Origin of the sequence: Pontibacter litorisediminis, from assembly GCF_029360645.1 — a bacterium.
Lineage (GTDB): Bacteria > Bacteroidota > Bacteroidia > Cytophagales > Hymenobacteraceae > Pontibacter > Pontibacter litorisediminis.
Window position 1 is genome coordinate 1040131 of sequence record NZ_JARDUA010000001.1, and the last position, 26427, is coordinate 1066557.

Consider the following 26427-nt stretch of genomic DNA (forward strand, 5'->3'; position numbering starts at 1 on the left):
ATTAAAATTACGGGGAGCAATTTAGATTGATTCAAAATATTGTATAGAAATTGTTTTCTAAGCGCCCTCCGTGTACCTTTGAGCGGTAAAAAACTATCGCTTATTTCACTTAAAAACCTATAACAAACACAGATGAATTGGTTTACTAAAACGTTTTCCGGTACTGTCGGGCGGAAGATCGTAATGTCAGTTACGGGCCTCTTTCTTTGCTCTTTTCTGGTAGTGCACCTGATCGGAAACCTGCAGTTGTTCCGAAATGACGGAGGAGAAGCCTTCAACCTCTACTCTGACTTTATGGCGCACAACGGCATCATCCGCGTGATGGAGATAGTGCTGGTACTGGGCTTTCTGTTCCACATTTACGATGCGCTCGTGCTCACGCGCCGCAACAAGGCAGCCCGCCCTGTAGATTACGCCAACAACCATCCGGAGGAAAACAGCACCTGGTCTTCCCGCAACATGGGCCTGCTTGGCACGGTGATCCTGGTGTTCCTGATCATTCACCTCTGGAATTTCTTCGTGCCGGCCCGTTTTGGCGGCCTGGAGGGTGTGGTGATTGAAGATGTGGAGTATGATAACCTGTACCTGAAGGTTGTGCAATCCTTCCAGATCTGGTGGTATGTGCTGATCTACGTGATCTCCATGGTTGCCCTTGCTTATCACCTGATCCACGGGTTCCAGAGTGCCTTCCAAACACTTGGCCTGGACCATAAGAAGTACACGCCATTCATCCAGAAGTTTGGTGTCGCTTTCTCTGTGCTGGTGTGCCTGGGCTTTGCCGCTATCCCACTGTATTTCTTCTTCTTTGTGTAAAAAAAGCTTTCTATAGTTGCTATGATATTAGATTCTAAAATTCCGGGAGGCCCATTGGCTGAGAAGTGGGATAAACATAAATTTGATGTAAAGCTGGTTAACCCGGCTAATAAGCGTAAATACGACATTATTGTGGTAGGTACGGGCCTTGCCGGTGCCTCCGCCGCTGCGACCTTCGGCGAGCTTGGCTATAACGTGAAAGCGTTCTGCTTCCAGGATACGCCACGCCGTGCCCACTCTATCGCAGCGCAGGGTGGTATCAACGCCGCTAAGAACTATCAGAACGACGGCGACTCTGTTTTCCGCCTGTTCTACGACACTATCAAAGGGGGAGACTACCGCGCCCGTGAGGCAAACGTGTACCGCCTCGCGCAGGTGTCTGTCAACATCATCGACCAGTGCGTGGCACAGGGTGTACCTTTTGCCCGTGATTACGGCGGGCTGCTGGCCAACCGTTCCTTCGGTGGTGCTCAGGTATCCCGTACCTTCTACGCCCGTGGCCAAACCGGACAGCAGCTGCTGCTGGGAGCTTACTCTGCCCTGAACCGCCAGATCGCTTACGGTAAAGTGAAAATGTACCCGCGCACCGAGATGCTGGACCTGGTAATGGTGGATGGTAAAGCACGTGGTATCGTCGTTCGTAACCTGATCACAGGCAAGATCGAGTCTCACAGCGCTCACGCGGTAGTATTGGCAACAGGTGGCTACGGCAACGTGTTCTTCCTATCTACTAACGCGATGGGCTCTAACGCCACCGCCGCCTGGAGAGCCTACAAGAAAGGTGCCTTGTTCGCTAACCCTTGCTATACTCAGATTCACCCGACCTGTATCCCGGTTTCCGGAGGTTACCAGTCTAAGCTGACGCTGATGTCAGAGTCGCTGCGTAACGACGGGCGTGTGTGGGTGCCCAAGACAAAAGAGATCGCCGAGAGACTCAGAAGAGGCGAAATCACGGTGAACGACATTGCCGAAGCTGACCGCGACTACTACCTGGAGCGCAAATACCCTGCCTTCGGTAACCTGGTACCGCGCGACGTGGCTTCCCGTAACGCCAAGCTGGTGTGCGACGAGGGCCGCGGTGTGGGTGCTTCCGGGCTTGCGGTATACCTGGATTTTGCCGACGCTATCAAGCGCGACGGGCAGCCTGCCATTGCAGCCAAATATGGTAACCTCTTCGAGATGTATGAGAAAATCACCGACGAGAACCCGTACGAAAGACCAATGCGCATCTATCCGGCTGTACACTACACCATGGGTGGCCTGTGGGTTGACTACAACCTGATGACAAACATCCCTGGATTGTATGCTGCCGGTGAGGCCAACTTCTCTGACCACGGTGCCAACCGCCTAGGTGCCTCTGCCCTTATGCAAGGCCTGGCCGACGGTTACTTTGTGCTGCCATACACCATTGGCGACTACCTGGCTAAAATGCCTTATGATAAAGTTCCTGTGGATCACCCGGCCTTCAAAGAGGCTGAACAAAGTGTGATAGACACTAATAACAAGCTTCTATCGATAAAAGGTACCCGCACGGTAGACGATTTCCACAAGCAACTGGGCAACATCATGTGGGAGTACTGCGGTATGGCCCGTAATGCGGAAGGCCTTCAGTTCGCGAAGCAGGAAATCCGTAAGCTGCGTGAAGAGTTCTGGCGCGATGTGAAGGTTGTTGGTGTAAACGAAGAGCTGAACATAACGCTAGAAAAAGCCAACCGCGTGGCAGACTTCCTGGAACTGGGAGAGCTGATGGTGGAAGACGCCCTGCACAGAAACGAATCTTGCGGTGGCCACTTCCGTGAAGAGTACCAGACACCGGAGAACGAGGCCCTGCGTGACGACGAGAACTTTGCTTATGTAGCCGCCTGGGAATTTGCAGGCGTGGGCAACGACCCGGTGCTGCACAAAGAAGAGCTCAAGTTCGAGAACGTGAAGCTGACGCAGCGTAGCTATAAGTAATGGTTAATTGACAATTGAGAATGCATAAGAAGTCTTGAGTGAGACAATTTATAAGTTCTTAATTCCCTGATTCTTAATTTGTAATTAATAAGAAAATGGCTGGAAGTAATCCAAATGCTAAACCAATGGACCTTACGCTAAAGGTTTGGCGCCAAAAAGATAGAAATGCAGCAGGTCAGATGGTGACCTACCCTGTAAAGGGCATCTCTCCGGATATGTCTTTCCTGGAGATGATGGACGTACTAAACGAGGACCTGCTCCTGAAAGGCGAAGACCCGATCGCCTTCGATCACGACTGCCGTGAAGGTATCTGCGGTATGTGCAGCCTCTTCATCAACGGCCGTCCGCACGGCCCGGAGCGCGGCACTACCACATGCCAGCTGCACATGCGCCACTTCAAGGATGGCGACACGATCACGATCGAACCTTGGAGAGCCGCGGCTTTCCCGGTGCATAAGGACCTGGTAGTAGACCGTTCCGCGTTCGACCGTATTCAGCAGGCAGGAGGTTATGTATCCGTGAACACGGGAGGTGTGCCTGACGCCAATGCTATTCCTATCCCGAAATCTATTGCTGACAAAGCCTTTGACGCTGCGACCTGTATTGGCTGCGGCGCCTGTGTGGCGGCCTGTAAAAATGCCTCTGCCATGCTGTTTGTTAGTGCTAAGGTTTCTCAGCTTGCCATGCTGCCACAAGGTAAAACAGAACGCAAAACTCGCGTGGAGAACATGGTGGCTCAGATGGACATTGAGGGCTTCGGTTCCTGTACTAACACGGGCGCCTGCGCGGCTGAGTGCCCGGTTGGCATCTCCCTGGAGAACATCAACATGCTGAGAAGAGAGTTTATCGCTGCTAAAGCTACTTCTGAAAACCTGTAGCCACAGCGCTTTTAAGGTATAAAAAGGCGAGGCAGCTACTGCACTCGCCTTTTTTATTTTTATATCTTCAACTATTGTTATACTTTGTAGCCTTAGGGGTTAAAGTAGCCTGTTCAAAACCTACAGCAACAAATCAGGTTAAGTATAACAAAAGCAAACAGGCTGTAGACGGAACAGAACAACGTATGATCACACTAATATCAGGCACTAACAGGCCACAATCCAACTCCAGAGCGATTGTAGACCTCTATGGCAAAATGCTGGCCGAGCGCGGCGAAGCTTACCAGGTACTGGATTTGGCCGATCTACCGGCAGATTTTACGGTTACAGCACTCTACGACAATACCGGCAAAAACGAGGCGTTCAACAAGCTCTCGGCCATGATCGCAACATCAGACAAGTTCGTATTCGTGGTGCCGGAGTATAACTCCTCGTTCCCGGGTGTGCTGAAGGCTTTTATAGATGGACTCTCCTACCCTTTCACCTTTAAGGATAAGAAGGGAGCCCTGATCGGGCTCTCCTCCGGCATGCAAGGCAGCGGGATTTCGCTTAGCCACCTATCCGATGTCTTGAACTACCTGGGCATGCACGTGATGGCGATGCGCCTGAAGTTGGCCCACATTGAGAAAAACTTCGACGGGAAGCAATTAACGAATAAGTTTTACCAGGAACTGCTGGAGCAGCACGTGGATCAGTTTCTAAAGTTCTAATGTGTACATCAAGTATAAAACATAAAAAAGGGCTGCAAGTTAATTGCAGCCCTTTTTTATGTTTTATACTTGGGTTCGCTTAATCCACGTTGTCGTGCAGGAAGCGGTTATCGCCCAGGATCTCGTTATCGTCGTTCAGGTTAAAGCGGGAGATGTTGCGCTCAGAAGAGTGTGCTACTCTGTCCAGGGCTACGTTGCGTCGCAAGTATGCAGGAACCTCCAGCTTCTCTTTGATAGCCTCAGATGTTGTCTCTGAGCTCAGCATGCGCAGGCGCTCACGACGTTCCTCGGCCCGGCGCTGCATCAGCTCACGCTCTTCAGCCAAACGCTGCGCAGCTTCGCGCTGCTCACGCACCTCACGTGCTTCTTCCTCGCGGTAGCTGTTCTGGAACATGTTGTCGTTTTGCGTTCCGCCGTCCAACTCGAACACGATGCGCTGTGGTTGCTGCGGCTGCGTTGGCTGCTCAGCACGACGAGGCGCATTGTTATCATAATTAGTGGTTGGCTGCTGAGGTGCTGGCGCTGCAGGCTTAGGCGCGGCAACCGGAGCAGGCGCAGGCTTTGCAAACGCAGTAACCTCTGGCGCCACTTCCGGCTTAGCAGACTCAGCTACTTCAATTTTTTTTTGGCTATCCAAATCAAACACCGTTTTCTTTGGCTCAATAATGCTCTCCGCATCGCTGGCAAAGCCAGTGGCTATCACAGTTACGCGAATGCTCTGACCCAGCGAAGCGTCAATGCCATGGCCAAAGATAACCTCAGCCTCTTGGCCGGCTTTGTCCTGAATATATTCGGTGATTTCCGTCAACTCATCCATTTCCAGTTCGGCTTGCTCACCAGACATAATGGAAAGCAGGATCCTCTGAGCCCCGTGGATATCCGTATTGTTCAGCAATGGAGAAGAAAGCGCCTCCTCAGCGGCACGAAGAGCGCGGCCCTCGCCCTCTGTTGTCGCAGAACCCATCACTGCGGCACCAGAGTCTTTCATAACCGTTTTCACGTCCTCAAAGTCCACGTTCACCTCAGCGGTAACCGTTATGATTTCAGCAATAGACTTCGCGGCAGTCGTCAACACGTTATCCGCCTTTGCAAAAGCCTCACGGATGGTTAGGTTACCGAACATCTCGCGCAGCTTGTCGTTCAGGATCACCAGAATCGTATCGCAGTTCTCCCCAAGTTCCTTAACACCGTTCTCTGCGGCTGTCTTTTTCTTTCTGCCTTCGAATGCAAACGGGGCTGTTACGATACCCACTGTCAGGATTCCTAACTCCTTCGCCACTTTGGCAATAACAGGAGCGGCACCGGTACCAGTACCTCCACCCATACCCGCAGTGATAAACACCATCTTGGTATCATTGCTCAGCATTTCACGAATCTCCTCCTTACTTTCCAGAGCGGCTTGTTTACCTTTCTCAGGGTTGGCACCGGCACCAAGCCCCTCTGTCAGGTTCTCACCAATTTGTAGCCTGTTAGGCACAGCGGCACTCTGCAGCGCCTGTGCGTCTGTGTTACAGATGATGAACTCTACGTCTTTGATGCCCTGATTGTACATGTGGTTTACAGCGTTGCTGCCACCACCTCCAACACCGATCACCTTGATGATAGATTTACCGCCGGCCGGTAAATCAAATGCATATGCTGATGTCATACTAATGTCTCCTGCTTATTATGGGTTGATAAGTTTTTTTAGTCAATATCGTCTGATAAGAAACCCTTGAGTTTCTGCAGCAGTCCCCCGCCGCTGTTATTATTTGTTGTTGGCTTCGGCTCCACGGCTTTGTTAAACACCTGTGGCTGCTCTACCTCGGCACGGCGTTCCACGCGCTGGTCCAGCGGGTAGTAGCCTGCCAGCACCAAGCCAACGCTTGTTGCATACATAGGCCCTTTCACGGCATCCACCTTCGATCTGCCCAAGTGCTCGTTCGGATAACCGATGCGGGTATCCATGCCGGTGATGTACTCCACCAGCTGCACCAGGTTCTGGAGCTGTGCACCGCCCCCTGTGATCACGATACCACCGGCAAGGCTGTTGGCATAGCCAGAGCGTACGATCTCAGCATATACCAATTCCACAATCTCCTCCATTCTCGCCTCAATTATGTAGGCGAGGTTCTTAAGCGAGATTTCCTTCGGTGTGCGGTCACGCAGACCAGGAATAGAAACAATCTCATTTTCAGATGCCTCGTCGGCAATCGCGCGCCCAAACTTCACCTTCAGCTGCTCAGCCTGGTTTTGCATCACCATGCAACCCTGCTTGATATCAGACGTGATAATGTTGCCTCCGAAAGGAAGAACTGCCGTATGGCGTATAATATTGTCTTTGAATATGGCTAAGTCGGTTGTGCCGCCGCCGATATCCACCAGTGCCACGCCTGCCTCTTTCTCCTCGTCGCTCAGTACCGACATACTTGATGCCAGCGGCTCCAGGATCAGCTGGTCTACCTCCAGCCCGGCCCGCAGCACACACTTATTGATGTTGTTGATGGCATTGGACTGCGCCGTAATGATATGGAAGTTCCCTTCCAGGCGCACCCCCGACATACCTACCGGGTCCACGATGCCCTCTTCATAATCTACCTTGTACTCCTGTGGCATTACGTGGATGATCTCGCTGCCCGGCGGGGTTACCAGACGGTACATATCATTGGTAAGGCGGTTCACGTCCTCCACCGTAATCTCGTCGTCTGATACCTGGCGCGTGATGCTTCCGTTGTGCTGCAGGCTTTTGATATGCTGCCCTGCTATGCCCACGTTCACCACGCCGATGTTAATGCCGGATTGCTCCTCGGCCTGACGGATCGCTTTCTTGATGGCGTCGACTGTCTTGTCGATGTTGCTCACGATGCCTCTCACCACACCTTCCGACGTGGCTTTACCCATGCCCAGGATCTCCAGCTTGCCAAATTCATTTCTCCGACCTACAAGTGCGCAAACCTTGGTTGTCCCAATATCCAAGCCTACTACTATTTTGTCGTTCTGCATATCTATGTTTGTTATTCGCAAATAATCTGATCTTCGTACTCCACGTTAACCCTCTTGTAGCGCTCCCAGCCCATGGTGGGCAGCACCTCTTTGTAGAGTATGGCTAACTTTTTAAATTTCTCCTCCACCTTATCCGGTTTGCCGAACTCAATCGTGTGTTCGCCTACCTGCGGCAGAAAAGATACCTTGCCTTTGCCGTCTATGTGCATCTGGGCAAGCTGCGCCTTCCAAAACTCGTCGTTCTCGATGAACTGGAGCAAAGCAAGGTATGAATGGCCTAAAGAATCTTTAAAGAATCCTCGGTCAGTTGGCTTTATAAGAGCTGACTTGGTTATTGGGATTACACGTGCCGTGTATCTGTCGGAGAGAGGAAGAATGGTCCCCTCAGCATCGATGTAGACATCTTGATCTGGTCGTATAATTCTAGCAATAGGCCTGTTCTGTTTTACAAATACCTGGATGTTGCCATCTAACCCTCTGTAGACCTCGGCATCCTTCACAAATTTATGCGATTCTATGCGTTTTTCAAGGTTTTTAAGGTCGATATGCTCGTTTGGTAGACCTTCAAGTTTGCGCTCGCCTTCTCGTGTTAGCAAGCCTCGAACTTCCTTATCCCCAATAAAGTAATTGTTGTACTCATTATCAATTTTTATTGTCACTTTTTCACAGATTTTTTCATTTTGTCTGGAAGACGCAAAACCTGCGAGTGCCCCGATTGATAGGATGCTACAACCTGCAAAAATTAAAGATTTTATTCTACTATTCAAGCCCATACCTCTTATTTTCTAAAAAATTTCTGATAGGCTTAACCAGCGTGTCGATGTCGCCGGCACCCACAGTGGCCAGCACATCAAAATCGCCGTTTTTAAGCAGGTTTTCCACGATTTCCTCCTTATGCAGCAGCTCCTTCACAGGGCTTGTCACCTGCTCCAGAATCATGTCGGAGGTAACTCCTGGCAGGGGCTTCTCCCGCGCCGGGTATATGTCCAGCAGCACCAGCTCATCGGCCTTGCTCAGGCTCTCGGCAAACTCCGCGGCAAAGTCGCGGGTGCGCGTAAAGAGGTGCGGCTGAAATATCACTTTTATTTTCTTGTTTGGGTAAAGCGCTCGTAATGAACCCATAAAGGCATCGATCTCCTTCGGGTGGTGCGCGTAATCGTCGATATATACTTTGCCCTGTCCCTCATACACAAACTCGAAGCGGCGCTTCACACCGGTAAAAGCCTCCACGCCGGCCTTTATACTTTGGGCCGGCACCTGCAGCACTTGCGCCGCCAGGATGGCCGCCAGAGTATTCTCTGCATTATGAAAACCGGGTACGCCCAGCCTCACGCCTTCTATATTCCCGAACGGGCTCACCACGTCAAACTCAAACCAGCGCCCGTTCACCTGCAGCTGCTGCACATAGGCATCGCCGCTGTTCAGGCTATACTTGTATACCTGCACCCCTTCCCGCACCTGCTCGGTCAAGCGCGAATCGGTATCGGCTTGTAAGAACAAGTATCCCCCGGGCTTAACCTGGCTAATGAACCGCTGGAAAGTTCGGATCAGTTCCTCCCTGTCGCCATAAATATCCAAATGGTCTGGGTCTGCGGAAGTTACGATAGCAATCTCCGGAAACAGCGTCAGGAACGAACGGTCATACTCATCAGCCTCCACGACCACCACTTCATTTTCTGTCTCTCCCTTGCCGATCAGCAGATTCGAGTTCAGGTTAGTGGCGATGCCGCCCAAAAAGGCAGAGCAGTCTACACCGGCATGGTGCAGCAGGTGCGCCACAATGCTGGAGGTGGTGGTTTTACCATGGGTGCCCGCCACGGCCACTGTATGGGCCGTGGCTGTAATGATACCCAACACCTCGGAGCGCTTCTTGATCGTATAGCCCTGCTCTTTCAGGTAGCCCCATTCGGCATGCTCGGCTGGTACGGCCGGCGTGAGCACCACCAGGGTCTTTTCTTTGTGCCGGAGCACCTCCTGCGGCAGGTTTGCCACGGCGTCCTGGTAGTGTACAGCAATCCCCTCCTGCTCCAGTGCCTCGGTCAGTGCGGTGCGGGTTTTATCGTAGCCCCACACCGGAAAGCCCTTAGCCTTGAACCAGCGGGCAAGGGCGCTCATGCCGATGCCGCCAATGCCAAGGAAGTAGATGTAGCTGTAGTCCTCCAGTCTCACTTGATCAGTTTTACCAGTTCGTTTACAATATCGGCCGCCGCGTTGGGGCGGGCCATTTTCAGTATATTCTGTCGCAGCCGCTGCTGCTCCTGTTCATCGTTTAGCAACTGCAGTGCTGTCGGCACCAGTTTCTCCATCGCTTCTGCGTCACGCACCAGTATGGCTGCGTCCTGCTGCACCAGCGCCATAGCGTTTTTGGTCTGATGGTCTTCTGCCACATTTGGCGACGGCACCAGCACTGCGGGCTTCCCGGCCAGGCACAGCTCTGAAATAGACAATGCACCGGCTCTTGAGATCACCACGTCGGCGGCGGCATAGGCTAGATCCATGCGCTTGATGAAGTCCAGCGCACGCATGCCCTGGCCTTTATACTTCGCCTCCAGCTCCTGCGCCTGCGGGAAAAAGGCCTTACCGGTTTGCCAGATCAACTGATAACCAGCATCGGCGATGCTTTGCAACCTTGCAGCGATACTTTGGTTGATGGTTCGAGCCCCCAGGCTACCCCCGATCACCAACACCGTTTTCTTTTCCGGGTCCAGCCCGAAATGCTGCATCGCCTCCCCGCGCTTTCCCTCCAGGGCCATGATGTCAGAACGCACCGGGTTTCCGGTCAGCACGAGCTTCTCGGACGGGAAGAACCCCTCCATGCCTGGGTAAGCCACGCATACTTTCTGCACCCGCTTGGCCAGCAGCTTGTTGGTGATGCCCGCATAGGAGTTTTGCTCCTGGATCAGGGCCGGGATGCCGCGCGAGGTTGCTGCGTATAGCAGCGGTCCGCTGGCGTACCCACCCACGCCCACCACGGCGTCGGGCTTAAAGTCTTTTATGATCTTATGCGAGGTACGCACGCTCGACAGCACCTTGAGCGGGAACGACAGGTTATCCAGCGTCAGCCGTCGCTGCAAACCGCTGATCCAAAGTCCCACTATTTTGTAGCCGGCCTCTGGCACCCGTGTCATCTCCATTCGCCCCTGTGCCCCCACAAAAAGGATCTCCGCCTCCGGGTTTATTTCCCGCAGGCGGTTGGCAATGGCCACAGCCGGGTAAATGTGCCCGCCGGTGCCACCGCCGCTAATGATCACGCGATATGGTCTTAGCTCCTTAGGCATTGGCTGTTACATTAACAGTCGGTTTCGGGGCAGCGCCTACGGCACGCTCCTCATTTATATCTTGCCGGCTTACACTAAGTATAATGCCGATGGAAATTCCGGTGAAAATCAGGGAGGTACCGCCCATGCTTAGCAACGGCAGCGGCAGACCCGTGATTGGCCCCAGCCCGACGGCCACGGCCATGTTAATCATCCCTTGCAGCACCAGGCTAAAGCTCAGCCCGGCGGAAAGCAGCCCGGCAAAGGCACCGTCGCTTTTATTTACTGTCACCAACCCGCGGTAGAGCAGCGCCAGGTACAAAAACAGCACAAAAACGCCCCCAAACAGACCATACTCCTCCAGAATAATGGCATAGATAAAGTCAGAATATGGGTGCGGCAGGATGTCGCGCTGGTCACTGTTGCCCGGCCCCTTGCCCACTAAACCGCCCGTGGCAATGGCGATGTATGACTGCTCTAACTGGAAAGGCACCTCGTCCTCGTCCAGGAAGTCTGTCACACGGCTAACCGCCGTATCCATTCGTTGTCCGGCTGCCAACGCTCCCGCACCCAGCACCCCTACGACCACCATCATCACCAGCAGCTGCTTAACAGGTACTCGGCCAATAAACATCAGCAGCATACAGGTCAGGAACAGCAGTACCGCCGTGGAGGTGTTCGTCATGGCAATAAGGCCACAGATAGCCGCCGTCCAGCCCAGCATGGGCAGCAGTGTCGCTTTCCAGTCGTCCAGGAACTGCTGCTTCTTCGAGAGCATACTAGCCAGGTAAGAAATCAGGGCCAGCTTTGCCAAGTCCGAAGGCTGGAACGTCTGGTTGATCACCGGGATGGTTATCCAGCGGGAGGCCTCGTTTATGTTGGAGCCGTAGAAATACGTGATGATCAGAAGCGGTACCGAGATAATCAGCGCCACCAATGACAACCTGGAGTAAAAGCGATAAGGGATTTTATGGGCCATCCACATAAAAGCAAGCCCCACCAGGATCAGGAAAGTATGCTTGAACAGGAAGTATTCCGTGTTCCCCTCCATCTTTTTGTAAGCCAGTGTGCCTGTGGCAGAGTAAACCACGGCCATGCTGATCAGCGAGATCGCGATCACGATGCCCCACAGCACGGAGTCTCCCTTCAGGTTTTTCTGTAACCACTGCTTTACCATACCTTTGGCTTATACTTTTATACTTTACTTCTTCAGCACAATCTTCTCCACAGCCTCCTTAAAGCGCTGCCCACGGTGTTCGTAATTATCAAACAGGTCGAAGCTGGCGCATGCCGGCGACAACAGCACCACGTCTCCTGGCGTTGCCAACGAACGGCTCAGGCGCACGGCATACTCTATCGATGTTGTCTCGGCAATGATCGGCACCACCCGACCGAACGCCTCCTTCAGTTTCTCATTATCCTTGCCCAGGCAAACCAGCACCTTCACCTTCTCGCGGGCCAGTTCTACCAGGGTACTATAGTCGTTGCCTTTGTCCACGCCGCCGGCAATCCAGATGATCGGCTGCTTAATGCCATCCAGCGCGTACCACACTGCCTCCACGTTGGTCGCCTTGGAGTCGTTGATGTAGCTAACTTCTTTGGCAATGCCCACCAGCTGCAACCGGTGCTCCGCGTTCTCGAACGTCTCTAGCGCCTTTTCAATCTGCTTGTCTTCCACGCCTATCAGCTTGGCCACGGCTACGGCAGCCATGGTGTTGTACTGGTTGTGCTTTCCGATCAGGCCTGAGTTGGAGGTACTCACCGTTCCTTCGTGGAACTTGGCCTCCACCTTCACTTGGTTGCCCTCATAGAATACTTTGGCTCCTTCGGCTCCCTTTAGCGAGAAAGGAACTGTCGTGCCACCGAAACCGGCAGAGTCAAACGCCTTCCGGATGTTCTCGTCGTCAGCATTGAACAGGAAGAAGTTTGCGCCCGTCATGTTCCGGGCGATGCGCAACTTAGAGGCGGCATACTTATCCATGCTGTACTCATAGCGGTCCAGGTGATCGGGAGTGATGTTGGTCAGCACCGCGATATGGGCTTTGAACTGGTACATGTTGTCGAGCTGAAAGCTGCTCAGCTCCACCACGTAATAGTCGTGCTTGTTATCGATCACCTTCTCGGCCAGGCTCTCTCCGATGTTGCCCGCCAGCCCCACGTTGATACCTGCATTCTTGAGCAGGTGGTAAGTAAGCAGCGTGGTGGTGGTTTTGCCGTTCGTTCCCGTAATGCAGATAAACTTGGCATCGGTGTACCGGCCGGCAAACTCAATCTCAGATATTACAGGTATCTGTTTCTTGGTTGCCTCTTGGATAACTGCAGCTTTATCAGGAATGCCAGGACTTTTAATGATTTCATCGGCGTTGAGTATGTTTTCTAAAGTATGATTTCCCTCTTCAAATGGAATAGCAGCAGTCGCCAGCTTCGCCTTGTACTGCTCTTTAATCTCACCTTTATCAGACACGAATACCTCCAGCCCCTTTGCCTTTGCCAGCAAAGCTGCGCCTACTCCGCTTTCTCCTGCTCCTAGTACCGCTATCTTCATAGTTTTATTTCTTTTGGTAAACGCAAGGCTTATCTCAGTTTCAGCGTAGCCAGCGTCAGGATGGCGAGCATGATGCCCACGATCCAGAAGCGCCCCACAATCTTCGACTCATGGTAGCCCAGTTTCTGGTAATGATGGTGCAGCGGCGACATCTTCAAGATGCGGCGGCCTTCGCCATACTTCTTTTTGGTATACTTAAAGTAACTCACCTGCAGCATCACCGACAGGTTCTCTATCAGGAAAATGCCGCAAAGTATAGGAATGAGCAGCTCCTTGCGCACGATCAGGGCAAGCACCGCAATGATACCGCCAATCGCCAAACTGCCCGTGTCGCCCATGAACACCTGCGCCGGATAAGTGTTATACCACAGGAAGCCCACACAGGCCCCCACAAAGGCCAGACAGAAAATCGTCAGCTCACCGGAGTTCGGGATGAACATGATGTCCAGGTAATCGGCGAATATGGTGTTACCCGACACCCAGGCAAAAATGGCCAGTGTCAGGCCAATAATGGCCGAGGTACCCGCTGCCAGGCCGTCAATACCGTCGGTGATGTTAGCGCCGTTGGATACAGCCGTGATCACCAGGATCACAAACGGGATATAGAGGTAGCAGGACCAGCCCTCGAACAGCGGACCTGCAAACGAGAAGAGGTTGCAGTAGTCCAGCTCGTTGTTCTTGCGGAACGGGATGGTGGTGATCATGCTGTGCACATCCGTATAATTGCGCGAAGCGTTCACGGCCGTGGTGCTGCCGTCTGAGAAAATGTACTGGCGCACCACCACATCGTCGTTAAAGTACAGGGTCAGGCCCACAATCAGGCCCAGGCCCACCTGGCCCAGAATCTTGAAGCGGCCGGCCAATCCCTCCTTGTTTTTCTTGAAGACCTTGATGTAGTCGTCCAGGAAACCGATCAGGCCCAGCCACACGGTGGACACGATCATCAGCTGCACATACACGTTGTCGAGGCGGGCGAACAGCAGCACCGGCACCAGAATGGCGAGCAGGATAATAAGGCCGCCCATGGTTGGGGTACCTTTCTTCTCCATCTGCCCCTCCAGGCCCAGGTCGCGGATAGACTCGCCCACCTGCTTGCGCTGCAGCACTTTTATCAGCTTGCCGCCAAAGATCATAGCGATCAGTAGCGACACAAGGGTTGCCATACCCGCCCGGAAGGAGATGTACTGGAACACGCCAGCACCAAACAGGTCGAACTCGCGGTCGAGGTATGTGAAAAGGTGGTAAAGCATTTAAAATTCTGTAATCAGTTACCTTTGGCTAATGGTTGAGTTTTGGTTTTAAGTTTATTTTCCGAGCTGCCGGAACATCTCGTGCAGTACTTGTTTGTCGTCGAAATCGTGTTTCACGCCTTTTACCTCCTGATAGGTCTCGTGTCCCTTGCCGGCCACCAGTATGATGTCGTTTGGCTCGGCCAGCATCACAGCGGTTTTAATGGCCTCCTTACGGTCTAGCACCGATAGCGTTTTCTTAAAATCCAGCGGTTTTACACCTTTCTGCATATCGTCCAATATGGCCTGTGGCTCCTCAAAGCGCGGGTTATCTGATGTTAGGATCACTTTGTCGCTCAGGCGGCAGGCGATGTCGGCCATCACGGGGCGCTTGGCCGCGTCGCGGTTTCCGCCGCAGCCTACCAGCGTAATCACCTTCTGGTTCGGGTTCCGGATCTGCTGAATCGTGTTGAGCACGTTCTCCAGCGCGTCCGGCGTGTGAGCATAATCCACGATGCCAGTTATTTGCGATTCCGACACGACATAATCAAAGCGGCCGGCGGCAGAGCTCAGGCTGGAAAGCACGGTCAGCGCCTCCGTCGGGTCCTCGCCCAGCAGCACGGCCACGCCGTAGGCCCCCAGTAGGTTGTAGGCGTTAAAGGCCCCGATGAGTTTTGCCCATATCTCCTGGCCGTCCACCTCCAGGTGCAATCCCTGAATAGTATTATCGATGATGCGGCCTTTAAACTCTACTGCCTTGCGTAAAGCATAAAAATGCGTGCTGGCCTTGGTGTTTTGCACCATTACCGGCCCGCGTTTATCATCGGCGTTCACCAAAGCAAAGGCATTTTTCGGCAACATATCAAAGAAAGACTTCTTTGCCTTGATATACTCATCGAACGTGCCGTGGTAATCCAGGTGGTCGTGGGTGATGTTGGTGAAAACCCCGCCGGCAAACGTAATGCCTGCCACCCGCTGCTGCACCATGGCATGCGAGCTTACCTCCATAAAGGCATGCGTGCAGCCGGCCTTCACCATCTGCGCCAGCAGCTCGTTCAACTTCACGGCGTCCGGGGTGGTGTGGGTAGATGGAATCACCTCCTCATCAATCTGGTTCTGCACTGTGGAGATCATGCCTACATGGTAGCCTAACTCCCGGAACAGCTTGTGCAGCAAGGTTACCGAAGTGGTCTTTCCATTCGTGCCGGTCACGCCTACCAACTGCAGCTTTTTGGAGGGATGCCCATAGAAAGCAGAGGCTATTTGCCCCAGTGCCTCCGCCGAGTCTTTTACCTGTAAGTAAGTTACCCCCTGCTTCAGCTCCTGCGGCAGCTCCTCGCACACGATCGCGGCGGCATTTGCCTCCTCGGCTTTCGGTATGAACGCATGGCCGTCTGCCTGCACGCCGCGCACGGCCACGAACAGCACCCCCTCCCGCACCTGGCGCGAGTCGAAGGTGATGGCCTGCACCGGCACGTCAAGCGCGCCGTGGGCTCGAAGCACGTTCACATTCTGTAGTATGTCCTGCAGTAGCTGCATCAGCCAAGTATAATTGTTATTGTTTTTTCTTCATTTATGTCGGCACCCGGGGCGATGGACTGTTTCTTCACGCGCTTACCAACTCCCTCCACCTCCACTTTCAGGTGCTGATTGCCAAGTATGAAAAGGGCGTCACGTAGCGTCATCCCCATCACGTCCGGCACCTTGTTCTGCAACACCGGGTTGGGCTTAAACTCCAGCGAGCGCCGCTTCGGCTCCACCTTCACCCAGTCTTCATCGGCCGTGCCTGTGCGGGTACTGATGCCTATCTTGTTATAGATGAGCTTCAGGTCGTCAAAGCTTCCGGCCTGCACCACCGGCAAGCTTTCCTTGTCCGGCACTACCCGCGCCTGCATCGGTTTGTGCATGGCCAGATCGCGTGCGTAGGCCTTGTCCGCCACCTCCTTAAACACGGGCGCCGCCACATCACTGCCGTACACGTTCACCCCTTTCGGGCTGTCGATGATCACGATGCAGCTGTACTTTGGATTGTCTGCCGGGAAATACCCTGCAAACGAGGTGGAGTACTCGCGCACGTAACGTCCATCCTTCACTTTCCGGGCCGTACCCGTCTTCCCGGCTATTTTATAATCCGTGTTAAAGATATTCTTTGCTGTTCCGTTCTCCACCACGCCCTCCAGCATCACCTTCAGCTTCTTCAGCGTCTCGTCGGAGCACAACTTCTCGTTCAGCACGCGGGTCTCGAACGACTGCACCACCTCATCCACTTTTCTTATCTCCTTCACGATAATCGGCTGCACCTTCACCCCGTTGTTCGCCACGGCATTGTAGAAAGCCAGTGTCTGCAGCGGCGAGAGCTTCATCTCATAGCCAATGGACATGGAGGTGAGCGTAGTGCCATACCAGTTCTTATCCTGCGGATCCTTCATATATGGCCTGGCTTCCCCTTCCATTTGAAAGCCCAGGGTGCTGTTGAGCCCAAACTTGTTCAGGTAGTCGACATAAGCCTGCTGCTCAGTGCCGAAATATTGTTCCATCAACTTAGCCACGCCGATGTTCGATGACTTCTCAAACACCTGCTGCACCGTGATCTTGCCGTAGCCGTTTATCTTGGCATCCGTCATGATCGTGTTTTTGATCTTGTAGCGGCCGTCCCCTGTATCAATGGTGTCCGTCAGGTTTACCTCCGGGTGGTGCTCAAAGAGCGCCATCATGGAAGCCAGCTTAAAGGTGGAGCCCGGCTCGGTGCGTCCCTGGTTTCCTACCGCGTAGTTATAATCCTCTATGTAACCACCCTTTGTCTTTCCCAGGTTGGCAATAGCCTTGATCTCGCCCGTTTTCACCTCCATCAGGATGACGGTGCCATACTCGGCACTGGTTTTCTCGAGCGCCTTGTACAGCGCGTTCTCAGCCACGTCCTGCAGGTTGATGTCCAGCGTGGTCTTGATGTCGTACCCGTGCTGCGGATTTACCTCGGTGCCGTCGTAAATGGGTTTGCTACCGCCGGCTATCCGCTCGAAAAGGGCCTCCCCATCTGTTCCGGACAAGTTGGCATTGAAGCTATACTCCAGGCCAGCCCCGTTCTTATCCTCGTTTATAAAGCCAATGGTACGCTCGGCTAGTATACCGAATGGCTTAAAGCGTTTCTCTACTTTCTCAAAGATCACCCCGCCCCTGTTCTTGCCTTCCCTAAAGATCGGCCAGCGCGACATCTCCTTCTTGTCCTGGTAGTTGATCTGCCGGCTATGCAGGCGCACATACCTTCTGCCGGAGTGGCGCGCATTCTTGATCTTGCGGTGATAATACTCCGGAGCCCTATCCCCGTAGAAGCGCGACAAGAGCAAGGCCAGCGAATCGATGCCGCTGTTAAACACCTCCGGCTTCGCCACGGTAGGGTCGAAGGCCACGCGGTAGAACGGCAGCGACGTGGCCAGTATGCTTTCGTTGTCGGAAAGGATGTTGCCACGCGTGGCGCGCACCGGCTTGTAGAAGATGCGGCGCTCCTTGGAGATGCTCTTCCACTTGTCACCCTCCAGAAACTGGATGTGCACGACCTTATACACGATCGCGCATGCAAAGAGGCATACCAACAGGAATACCAGCCTAACCCGAATCAGTATAGATTTCTTAATACTCATCTGGATGCACAATAACCTGGTATGGCGGCCTGGAGCTTTCCTCCAAACCGAGTGGCGCTACGTTTCGGGCCACCTCCGACTGCTTGCTCGCCTCCATGTACTCCGACTTCAGGGTAGAGTAGTCGGCCCGCAGGTCCTCCACCTCCACCTTCACCTTGTCTATCTGGCGAATCGTTTTCACGGCAAAGTGCGTGTTGCCGATGTATAAAAGCGTAATGCCCGTCAGAAACAGGACGCGCGGCATGTATTTCAGCGGCACCCCCTCCTCAAACAAGGCATCAACATTGGCGTACTTATCGAGCAGCGAAAACAGGCTGAACCCTTTCTTCTTAGGCTTCAGCGGTTCTTCTGCCTCTGGCTTCACACGCGCCGCATTATGCTTCGGGGCGTCTGTTCTTTTGGTGAGTACATTAGAAGCCATACTTGTTTTCTTTAGCTAATAGTTTGTTTTACTTTCCTTCGCGTTCCTCCTTCTTCTCAGCCACCCTTAGCTTGGCACTTCTGGAGCGGCTGTTCTGCAGCAGCTCCTCCTCTTTCGGCGTTATCGGTTTCCGATGCACGGCCTCCAGCGGCTTTATTTCGTTTCCGAAGAGGTCTTTCTCCACCTCCCCGAAGAATTTCCCCTTGGCGATAAAATTCTTCACCATCCGGTCTTCCAGCGAGTGATATGAGATCACCGAGAGCCTTCCGCCGGGCTTCAGCACCTCCGCCGCCTGCTCCAGCAGCTCCTCCAGTGCCTTCATCTCATCGTTCACCTCAATCCGGAGCGCCTGGAACACCTGTGCCAGGTACTTGTTCTCCTTCCCTTTCGGGGTGCAGGAACCAATGGCCTGCTTAAACTGCGCAATCGTTTCCAGCGGTTGCCGGTTGCGCTTCTCCACCACCGTTCGAGCCAGGGTCTTGGCGTTCTTCACCTCTCCGTAGATCCCGAAGATGCGATGCAACTGCTCCTCTGAATAGGTCTCCAGCACCTCCTGGGCCGTTATACCTGCGTCCGGGTCCATGCGCATGTCCAGCGGCCCGTCGAAGCGGGTGGAAAAGCCGCGCTCCGGCACATCGAACTGGTGCGAGGAAACCCCTAAGTCAGCGAGAATCCCATCTACCTTTTTTACGCCGTACAGGCGCAGGTACTTTTTCAGGTCGCGGAAGTTGGCGCGCACAAACTGAAAGTTCGGCCCCTCCAGCACCTTCGACTGCTCCTGGGCATCGGCATCCTGGTCAAAACTGTAAAGCTTACCTGTTGTAAGCTCTTTCAGGATGCGCGCCGAGTGGCCTCCGCCCCCAAACGTCACATCCACATATATTCCATCCGGCTTTATGGCCAGCGCCGCTACCGACTCCTCCAGTAAAACTGGGCGATGATACTCCATTATATACTTTGCTCCTCTGCCGGTTTATCACCCAAAAACTTCTGGGCAAGCTGTGAGAAATTCTGCTGGTCCTTGATCAGGAACTCCTCATACTTGTCAGGGTTCCAGATCTCCACACGGTTGCCAAGCCCCACCACAATCGCCTCCTTCTCCAGCTCCGCGAAGCGCGCCATGGTCTTCGGCACGATGAAGCGCCCGGCACCATCCAGCTCGATCTCGGTGTTGCCCCGGAAGAAGTTCCGCTGGAAATGACGGTACTCCTCGTTGAACTCGTTCAGGCCGGCCACCTTGTCGTAGATCACCTTCCACTCCGCCTTCGGGTACAGCACCAGGCAAGGCTCAAACCCCCTCATCAGCACCACATGATTGCCAGACGCCTCCGGCAGGTTGGATTTTATCTTTGCAGGTAAAACCAACCTTCCCTTCGGATCGATCTTGCACTCATATTCGCCAGAAAGGAAGTTCATAGGCTTATGGTGGTTTGGTCCGTATAGACTTTGGACTATACAAATGTAGCCAAACAGCAAAATATCGCAACCACAATCTACCACTTTTTACCACTTTGTGGATAAATTATGGTAATCCACACCACTTATCCACATTATCCACACCACCGCCCCCTGATTTTGGGCATAACTAAATTTGCAGCGAAACAACAAATTACCTAAAATACGAGACACCGAAAACACAACTAGCTAATAAACAACACATTACATACTTAACATAAAACATAGCCCATATTTTATACTTATCCACTGCTAAAGTGGGGCGAAGTGGCAGAAGAGGGAGAAAGTGGAAGGGATTTAACCAAGGTGGAGCAAAGTGGCAGAAGGTTTCGTATATTTGTGGCGTGAGAAACACCTTCAGGCATAGCGCAATTCTTCTGCTGGCACTCAGCATTCTGCTGGGGTCTTTTGGTGTGGCCTTAACGCAGCAGTTGTGCCAACTGGCCAGCATACAGTCTACCACCGCAGTGGCAGACCAATGCTGCGATAAGTCTGATCTACCCGACACCGGCAAGGCCAGCTGCTGTGAAGAACACGTGGCTTACCATAAGCTAGAGCCGGTCTCTACGCCCAAAGAATTTAGCCTGCAGGTACCCGCACTGGCTTTCACGCCCCCCACTCCCTTTGTGGCGGTTTACCAGGCAAGCCAGCAGACACAGCAGGCCGTGCTGCGCTACACCAACAGCTCACCGCCGCTTTATGGGCGAGATCTGCTCCATTTCCTGCAACTCCTGATCGTTTAGACCAATTCAGAGCCCCTGCCATACTTTTTCGGGCATGCCTGCGCCTATACGCGCGCAAACAATCTCTGAATTTCTAAACGATGACCAAATCATGACTAAAACCAACGGCAACCTCAGGAGCTATACTTTTGCGCTGCTTGCCACACTTCTTATACTTTGTTTTTCCTCTCAAGCCTTTGCCCAGCAGTTACAGGGCAAAGTGGTAGACAAAACCAACCCCGGCCAGCCCCTTATCGGAGCCAACGTCGTATGGCTGGGCACAGACAAAGGCACCGCCACCGATGGCGCCGGAACCTTTACCCTTGCCTGGGCAGATGCCAAAATCCCCAAAGTACTCATCAGCTACATCGGCTATACTTCTGACACAGTGGATGTGGCGGGCAAAAGCAATGTGGTGCTTACCCTTGGCCAGGCCACCGGCCTGCAGGAGGTGGTGATAGAGGGGCAAGTGGAGCGCCATTCCGCCCTCACCTCTACCCAGACCGAGATCATTACGAGCCGAGACCTGGAAAAATCGGCTTGCTGCAACCTGGCCGAAAGCTTTGAGACCAATGCCTCGGTGGAGGTGAGCACCACGGACGCCGTATCAGGGGCCAAGCAAATCCAGATGCTGGGCCTGGACGGCTCCTATACCTTGCTGACAACCGACAATGTGCCCGCCCTGCGGGGACTGGCTACTCCTTTCCGCCTCAACTACCTCTCCGGCACCTTTATCGAGTCTATCGACATCATCAAAGGCATGGGATCCGTGCTCAACGGCTATGAATCCATTTCGGGGCAGGTGAACGTGGCACTGCGCGACCCGGCCAAGGCAGAGCGCCTCTACCTTAACCTGTATGGCAACAGCATCGGACGCTATGACGCTAACCTGAACCTGGCTACTGGCCTGGGCAAAAAGTGGAGCACCCTGCTGATGCTGCACACCGACCAGCTGCACCACCGCGTGGACCGCAACGACGACGGCTTTATGGACCTTTCGCTAGGCTCGCAGTATAACGTGTTCAACAAATGGAAGTATGAGCACGGTGCCTGGGTGTCTGAGTTTGGGCTGAATGCGCTGCGCGAGGCAAAAGTGGGCGGGCAGATGAAGTATGACGAGGACAAATCGCCAGCGGAACAGCCGTACTATGGCACCGAATCGGAGGTGGACCGGCTTTCCGGCTACAACAAGACCTCCTATACTTTCCCGGGTAAGCCTTACCAGAGCATTGGCCTGATCACCTCGGCCACGCACCATCAATTCGATTCGCAGTACGGACTGCGTGCATATGACGGCGAACAGAACAGCGCCAACGCCCGCCTCATCTTCCAGTCTATTATTGGCGATACCCGCCACACGTATAAGACCGGCCTTAGCTATAACTTTGAAGGCTACACAGAAAGCCTGGCCGACTCTGCCTTTAGCCGCACCGAGCGGGTGCCGGGCGCTTTTGGGGAGTACATCTATAACAACGCCGACAACCTAACGGTAGTGGCCGGCGCACGCGTGGATTTCCACAACCTCTACGGCACGGTGTTCACGCCACGGTTTAACCTGAAGTATGACCTGTCGCCCAACACGATCGTGCGTGTGGCCACGGGCAAGGGCTTTAGGGTAGCCAACCCAGTGGCCGAGAACACGGCTGCCTTGGTCAGCTCCCGCTCATTTGTGGCAGAAGAGGACCTGCAGCCGGAAGAGGCCTGGAACATTGGCGGGTCGTTTACCCACTATTTTGAGCTGGGCGGCAGGCCAGGCGCCTTTGTGACCGATTTTTACCATACCAGCTTCATGAACCAGGTGGTGGCCGATATGTATAGCCAGCCGGGGCAGGTGCTGTTCTATAACCTGGATGGCCGCTCCTACTCCAACAGTTTCCAGGCGGAGCTGCAGTATGAGCTGCTGAAAGGACTGGATGCCAAGGCCGCCTATAAATACTACGACGTGAAAACGAGCTACAAAGGTGAGTTACTGCAGAAGCCGATGATCCCGGAGCACCGCTTCTTCGTGAACCTTGGTTTTGCCACTCCATTCGACAAGTGGCGCGCCGACCTGACCACGCAATACTTTGGCCTGATGCCTTTAGCACCAGTGTCGCGGCAAGCGGAGCAGCAGGGGCATACATCCAAGCGGTTTGCCACGGTAAACACCCAGGTTACCCGCGCCTTTAAGCGCTGGGAAGTATACCTGGGCGCTGAAAACCTGCTGAATTACCGTCAGCCGGAGCCAATTATGGGAGCCAGCGAGCCTTTTGGCAGTAATTTTGATGCCAGCATGGTTTGGGGGCCAATAACAGGCCGGGTGGTATACGCCGGATTACGTTTCAGAATCGATTAACCAATTGCTTAAACTTTATACTATAAAACAGAGACAGATGAAAAAGCTGCAAATCCTATTCTTATCCATGGTACTGGCGCTTGTAAGCATGGGCGTGAACGCGCAAAGCCAGAAAGGCACCCAAACGGTACAAATCAAGACTTCGGCTGTGTGCGACATGTGCAAGAAAACACTGGAGAAGGCCATGGCCTATGAGAAGGGCGTGAAGGCCTCTAACTTGGACGTGAAGTCGAAGGTGCTGACGGTGGAGTTCGACAGCCGCAAGACGAGCACAGACAACATTCTGAAGGCCGTTACCAAGGCGGGCTACGACGCCAACGAACTCCCGGCGGACGCGCGTGCCTACAACCGCCTGGATGATTGCTGCAAGAAAGAAGCAGGCGACCATTAGCAGCCTGCCAAGTATAAAAGAGAAGGGCGCCACTGCTGGCGCCCTTCTCTTTTATATTTTTTAGACTACCCTCGTTAAAACTTAAAGCCCAGGTGCAGTCCTATGGAAAGTATGGGCGTGCCCTCGGTATAGTGGAAGTAGGAAATCCTGCCGCCGGCTACGCCGTTGCGCAGGATACTGAAGTCATTTTCCAGATAGCCATGGAAGCCAAAGTCAGACGTTTTGATATGTGTCACGGAGCCATCCTGGGTGCCCTGCCCTTCCGGGTCTGAGTTGATTTCGGCGCGGTTTCTGACACTCGGCCCCGCCCCTAGCCGAAACGTAACGACCTCACCCTGCATCACGTCAAACGCCGCATCCACAGAGCCCATGATAAACGTATTTTGGATGGTGTAGATCTGCTTGGCGTCGTCGTAGCGCTTGGCCGACAGCAAGCCCACATTCAACCCCAGGGAGGTACGCTTGCCCAGGTAATGGCTAAAGTTGTTGCTGAACATCAAGCCCTGGCTGTCGTTTTCGGAGAGCCACACGAAGTTAACACCTGCCTTTAACGCGGCAGGCTCCTTTCCTGCGCCTCCATTGGCAAACGTCTGGGCAGTTGCGGCGAAAGGCTGTATCAACAAAGGCATGCTGATCACAGCACCCAGGGCTACAGAGGCTAAACTAAATCTCATGGCGGGGACGGCAAAGGGTTAATGGTACCTATAAACCCTTACGCATACGGGGCGCCTGCCACCGCTGTTGCAAAAGCGGCACAACATCCTTATACTTTTTTACTTTACAATTTTGTTTTGTAAAGCTGCCACCACGGCAGGAATGGCTTGTCGTGGTGCTCGTAATGGTAGCCGAAGAAGTAACAACTCACAAAGGCCCACAGGTGGTTCTTGGCCTGTGTGCCGGATTTGTGCGGGTTATCTGCAGGGTGCTCGCCGCGGTGGGGCAAATAAGTCCCGAAGTAGAAAAGCTGGAAGGTGGCCAGAACGGCCGGCAGCATCCAGAACAGCACCACATTCTCCAGCGGGAAAAACAGTTTGAGCACGTTAAAGGTAATGGCCATGAGCAGCAGCTGCCACCAGGTGATGTACTGCCTCAGGAAACTGAGGTACCAGGGCCAGAACGAGCCATGGTGGTAATCGGGGTCCTGGTCGGTGGCCACGTGGCGGTGGTGCTGGTGGTGGCGCGGCAAAAGGCGCGGATACCAGTTATAAGCAAAGAGTAGCGCCGTCACCGTGCCGATGGCCTTGTTCAGCCTTGGCCTACCCGGGGCCACCACGCCATGCATGGCATCGTGGGCAGTGATAAAAAGGCCCGTGTACAGGTGCGTCTGCAGCAGTACGAACAGGTAAGTTAACGGTGAGGAGAAATCTACTGCGAAAGACTGGAGCAGGTACCCTAGCAGCCCGGCCCAGCAGACAAGTATAACTGCCGCTATCAACACGCCCCGGAAATCGCTCTTTCTTGCTATGGCCATTCGATGACTTGTTAGTAGGCATACTTCAGCAGCTCGTCGCGGACCTGCTCCATCAGCCACATAGGCGTGGAGGTGGCCCCACAAATTCCCACCGTTTCGCCACCAGCGAACCACTCTGGCTGCAGTTGCTCCACCTTTGATACAAAGTATGTGCCTGGGTTCGTGTCTTTGCACACCTGGTAGAGCACCTTGCCGTTGCTCGACTTGGTACCGGACACAAAGACTATTTTATCAAACTTCGCCGCAAAGCTACGCAATTCCTTATCCCGGTTTGATACTTGCCTGCAAATGGTGTCGTTTGCCTCTACCTCGTAGCCCTTCTCCTCCAGGTGGCTCTTTATACGGTAGAAACTGTTGGTACTTTTGGTGGTCTGGCTGTAGAGCGTGATCTTGCCCGGCAACTCATGCTGCAGCAGCTCCTCCATGCTCTCAAACACCACCGCTTGGTTGCTTGTCTGCCCCAGCAGGCCCATTACCTCAGCGTGCCCGTGCTTGCCGTAGATGTAGATCTTGTCGTTTTTATCGTAGGAGGTTTTGATGCGGTTCTGCAGCTTGAGCACCACCGGGCAGGAGGCATCAACCAGCGTCAGGTTGTTCTGAAGAGCTGTTTGGTATGTTTCGGGGGGCTCGCCATGGGCGCGTATCAGCACGGTCTCGCCTTGCAGCTCCCGCATCTGCTCGTGGTTGATGATGCGCAGGCCACGCTGCTGCAGTCGCTCCACCTCCACGTCGTTGTGCACGATATCGCCGAGGCAATACAGGTACCCCCGCTCATCCAGGATATCCTCGGCCATCTGGATGGCGTACACCACCCCGAAGCAGAAGCCGGAGTTGTCGTCTATGGTTATGCGCAGGGTGCTCATACTCTCTATACAGCTACAGGGTCATATTGTTTAACGCTTTTACGCTGTCTAAGTCCCTCATACACAGAAATTGTCAGCAAAAGCATCAGCATAGAGTACATAGTATCTTCCACGGGGATGGAGACGATCCGCAGGCCCAGGTTATAGTCATCATTGTACCACACGATGGGCATATACGTCAGCACGCCGTTCACGAGCAGGAAGGGGACTAGGTGCACAAGGTAAGCCAGGTAAAAGCGCCCCAGGTAGCGGGTGCCAAAGAACCTGAGGTGCACCAGGTGCAGGAGCGTGAGCAGCATGAACGTGATAGAAGTATAAAGGTGCGCCATGTTGAACACAGCGATCAGCGGCAGCACCAGCATCAGCCCCAAGGCTATTCCCTTAGCATAAGGCTGCAGCAGGTCTTTGGTGATGTAGGCGTTGAGCACATCATAGATGAACACACAAGCGTACGGCACCGTCAGGAAGAACAGCACCTCCTCCAGCGGCAGGTTGAACAGGTAGATTCCTGTCAGGTACTCCTCGTTAAAGCCCCACACCCCGGCCTCGGTAAACCAGACATCCCACGCAACAAAGAACAAGCCGTTTAGTAGTATGGCCGGAAAAAGCGCCCCCCAGTTTTTATAGAAGGTCACCCTGCGGTCGAATGACAGCAGGAAGGGGAACAGGATGGTGAAGATGTTCAGATACAGGTAGAGATACATACTTTGCAAGTATAAGTGGGGGTTAACAGTAAGTATAAACTGAATGTGGTCTTGACA

At 53.6% G+C, this 26427-nt stretch carries 24 protein-coding genes; 7 read left to right on the forward strand and 17 right to left on the reverse strand.

All coding sequences use genetic code 11. The features are described from left to right. The first annotated feature begins 132 nt into the window (after positions 1 to 132). From PXG97_RS04485 to PXG97_RS04500, 4 genes are all read left to right on the forward strand, one after another. The gene (locus PXG97_RS04485) at positions 133 to 813 is read left to right on the forward strand and encodes a succinate dehydrogenase cytochrome b subunit (protein WP_276496518.1); all 681 of its coding nucleotides are present in this window, start codon (positions 133 to 135) and stop codon (positions 811 to 813) included. A gap of 21 nt (positions 814 to 834) precedes the next feature. Beyond that, positions 835 to 2769, forward strand: coding sequence for a fumarate reductase/succinate dehydrogenase flavoprotein subunit (locus tag PXG97_RS04490; protein WP_276496519.1), 1935 nt, complete (start codon positions 835 to 837; stop codon positions 2767 to 2769). A 125-nt stretch (positions 2770 to 2894) separates the two neighbouring features. Further along, positions 2895 to 3647, forward strand: a complete 753-nt coding sequence (locus PXG97_RS04495) for a succinate dehydrogenase/fumarate reductase iron-sulfur subunit (protein ID WP_276496520.1) — start codon at positions 2895 to 2897, stop codon at positions 3645 to 3647. A gap of 185 nt (positions 3648 to 3832) precedes the next feature. After that, on the forward strand, positions 3833 to 4357 hold the full coding sequence (locus PXG97_RS04500) for an NADPH-dependent FMN reductase (RefSeq protein WP_276496521.1): 525 nt from the start codon (positions 3833 to 3835) through the stop codon (positions 4355 to 4357). A gap of 79 nt (positions 4358 to 4436) precedes the next feature. Here the strand turns inward: PXG97_RS04500 and ftsZ are convergent, their stop codons facing one another. From ftsZ to mraZ, 13 genes are read right to left on the reverse strand one after another with little or no spacing between them, the layout of a single operon-like run. After that, positions 4437 to 6005 (reverse strand): cell division protein FtsZ, encoded by a 1569-nt coding sequence (gene ftsZ, locus PXG97_RS04505; protein ID WP_276496522.1) that lies wholly within the window; start codon positions 6003 to 6005, stop codon positions 4437 to 4439. 38 nt (positions 6006 to 6043) lie between these two features. After that, the gene (gene ftsA, locus PXG97_RS04510) at positions 6044 to 7339 is read right to left on the reverse strand and encodes a cell division protein FtsA (protein ID WP_276496523.1); all 1296 of its coding nucleotides are present in this window, start codon (positions 7337 to 7339) and stop codon (positions 6044 to 6046) included. Positions 7340 to 7350: 11 nt separating this feature from the next. Continuing rightward, positions 7351 to 8112 carry a cell division protein FtsQ/DivIB gene (locus PXG97_RS04515; RefSeq protein WP_276496524.1) on the reverse strand — a complete coding sequence of 254 codons (762 nt, stop codon included), beginning with the start codon at positions 8110 to 8112 and terminating at the stop codon, positions 7351 to 7353. Next, positions 8099 to 9508, reverse strand: coding sequence for a UDP-N-acetylmuramate--L-alanine ligase (gene murC, locus PXG97_RS04520; RefSeq protein WP_276496525.1), 1410 nt, complete (start codon positions 9506 to 9508; stop codon positions 8099 to 8101). The genes PXG97_RS04515 and murC overlap by 14 nt, the downstream gene beginning before the upstream one ends. Then, positions 9505 to 10617: an undecaprenyldiphospho-muramoylpentapeptide beta-N-acetylglucosaminyltransferase gene (murG, locus tag PXG97_RS04525; protein WP_276496526.1), complete on the reverse strand. Its 1113-nt coding sequence runs from the start codon at positions 10615 to 10617 to the stop codon at positions 9505 to 9507. Before murG ends, murC begins: the two co-directional genes overlap by 4 nt. Continuing rightward, positions 10610 to 11773, reverse strand: a complete 1164-nt coding sequence (locus PXG97_RS04530) for an FtsW/RodA/SpoVE family cell cycle protein (RefSeq protein ID WP_276496527.1) — start codon at positions 11771 to 11773, stop codon at positions 10610 to 10612. Before PXG97_RS04530 ends, murG begins: the two co-directional genes overlap by 8 nt. 24 nt (positions 11774 to 11797) lie before the next feature. Beyond that, positions 11798 to 13141, reverse strand: coding sequence for a UDP-N-acetylmuramoyl-L-alanine--D-glutamate ligase (gene murD, locus PXG97_RS04535; protein ID WP_276496528.1), 1344 nt, complete (start codon positions 13139 to 13141; stop codon positions 11798 to 11800). Positions 13142 to 13170: 29 nt separating this feature from the next. After that, a complete protein-coding gene (gene mraY / locus PXG97_RS04540; protein ID WP_276496529.1) occupies positions 13171 to 14391 on the reverse strand; it encodes a phospho-N-acetylmuramoyl-pentapeptide-transferase in 1221 nt (406 codons plus the stop codon). 54 nt (positions 14392 to 14445) lie between these two features. Continuing rightward, entirely contained in the window at positions 14446 to 15909 is a 1464-nt protein-coding gene (locus PXG97_RS04545) for a UDP-N-acetylmuramoyl-L-alanyl-D-glutamate--2,6-diaminopimelate ligase (RefSeq protein WP_276496530.1), read from the reverse strand. Next, positions 15909 to 18008, reverse strand: a complete 2100-nt coding sequence (locus tag PXG97_RS04550) for a penicillin-binding protein (protein WP_276496531.1) — start codon at positions 18006 to 18008, stop codon at positions 15909 to 15911. The genes PXG97_RS04545 and PXG97_RS04550 overlap by 1 nt, the downstream gene beginning before the upstream one ends. Beyond that, on the reverse strand, positions 17998 to 18429 hold the full coding sequence (locus PXG97_RS04555; RefSeq protein WP_276496532.1) for an FtsL-like putative cell division protein: 432 nt from the start codon (positions 18427 to 18429) through the stop codon (positions 17998 to 18000). Before PXG97_RS04555 ends, PXG97_RS04550 begins: the two co-directional genes overlap by 11 nt. 28 nt (positions 18430 to 18457) lie before the next feature. Further along, a complete protein-coding gene (gene rsmH / locus PXG97_RS04560; protein ID WP_276496533.1) occupies positions 18458 to 19378 on the reverse strand; it encodes a 16S rRNA (cytosine(1402)-N(4))-methyltransferase RsmH in 921 nt (306 codons plus the stop codon). Next, positions 19378 to 19845 (reverse strand): division/cell wall cluster transcriptional repressor MraZ, encoded by a 468-nt coding sequence (gene mraZ, locus PXG97_RS04565; RefSeq protein ID WP_276496534.1) that lies wholly within the window; start codon positions 19843 to 19845, stop codon positions 19378 to 19380. The genes rsmH and mraZ overlap by 1 nt, the downstream gene beginning before the upstream one ends. 383 nt (positions 19846 to 20228) lie before the next feature. Between mraZ and PXG97_RS04570 the strand changes: the two genes are divergently transcribed. From PXG97_RS04570 to PXG97_RS04580, 3 genes are all read left to right on the forward strand, one after another. After that, positions 20229 to 20627 carry an HYC_CC_PP family protein gene (locus PXG97_RS04570; protein WP_276496535.1) on the forward strand — a complete coding sequence of 133 codons (399 nt, stop codon included), beginning with the start codon at positions 20229 to 20231 and terminating at the stop codon, positions 20625 to 20627. A 91-nt stretch (positions 20628 to 20718) separates the two neighbouring features. Then, complete coding sequence (locus PXG97_RS04575; RefSeq protein WP_276496536.1) at positions 20719 to 22941, forward strand: TonB-dependent receptor; 2223 nt, start codon at positions 20719 to 20721, stop codon at positions 22939 to 22941. A gap of 37 nt (positions 22942 to 22978) precedes the next feature. After that, positions 22979 to 23332: a heavy-metal-associated domain-containing protein gene (locus PXG97_RS04580; protein WP_276496537.1), complete on the forward strand. Its 354-nt coding sequence runs from the start codon at positions 22979 to 22981 to the stop codon at positions 23330 to 23332. A 74-nt stretch (positions 23333 to 23406) separates the two neighbouring features. Here the strand turns inward: PXG97_RS04580 and PXG97_RS04585 are convergent, their stop codons facing one another. The 4 genes from PXG97_RS04585 to PXG97_RS04600 form a co-directional block, all read right to left on the reverse strand. Further along, positions 23407 to 24006: a hypothetical protein gene (locus tag PXG97_RS04585; protein WP_276496538.1), complete on the reverse strand. Its 600-nt coding sequence runs from the start codon at positions 24004 to 24006 to the stop codon at positions 23407 to 23409. 104 nt (positions 24007 to 24110) lie between these two features. Then, on the reverse strand, positions 24111 to 24803 hold the full coding sequence (locus PXG97_RS04590; protein ID WP_276496539.1) for a fatty acid desaturase: 693 nt from the start codon (positions 24801 to 24803) through the stop codon (positions 24111 to 24113). Positions 24804 to 24814: 11 nt separating this feature from the next. Next, a complete protein-coding gene (locus tag PXG97_RS04595) occupies positions 24815 to 25666 on the reverse strand; it encodes a 4-hydroxy-3-methylbut-2-enyl diphosphate reductase (RefSeq protein WP_276496540.1) in 852 nt (283 codons plus the stop codon). Positions 25667 to 25671: 5 nt separating this feature from the next. Next, positions 25672 to 26370, reverse strand: a complete 699-nt coding sequence (locus tag PXG97_RS04600; RefSeq protein ID WP_276496541.1) for a lycopene cyclase domain-containing protein — start codon at positions 26368 to 26370, stop codon at positions 25672 to 25674. Positions 26371 to 26427: the final 57 nt, after the last annotated feature.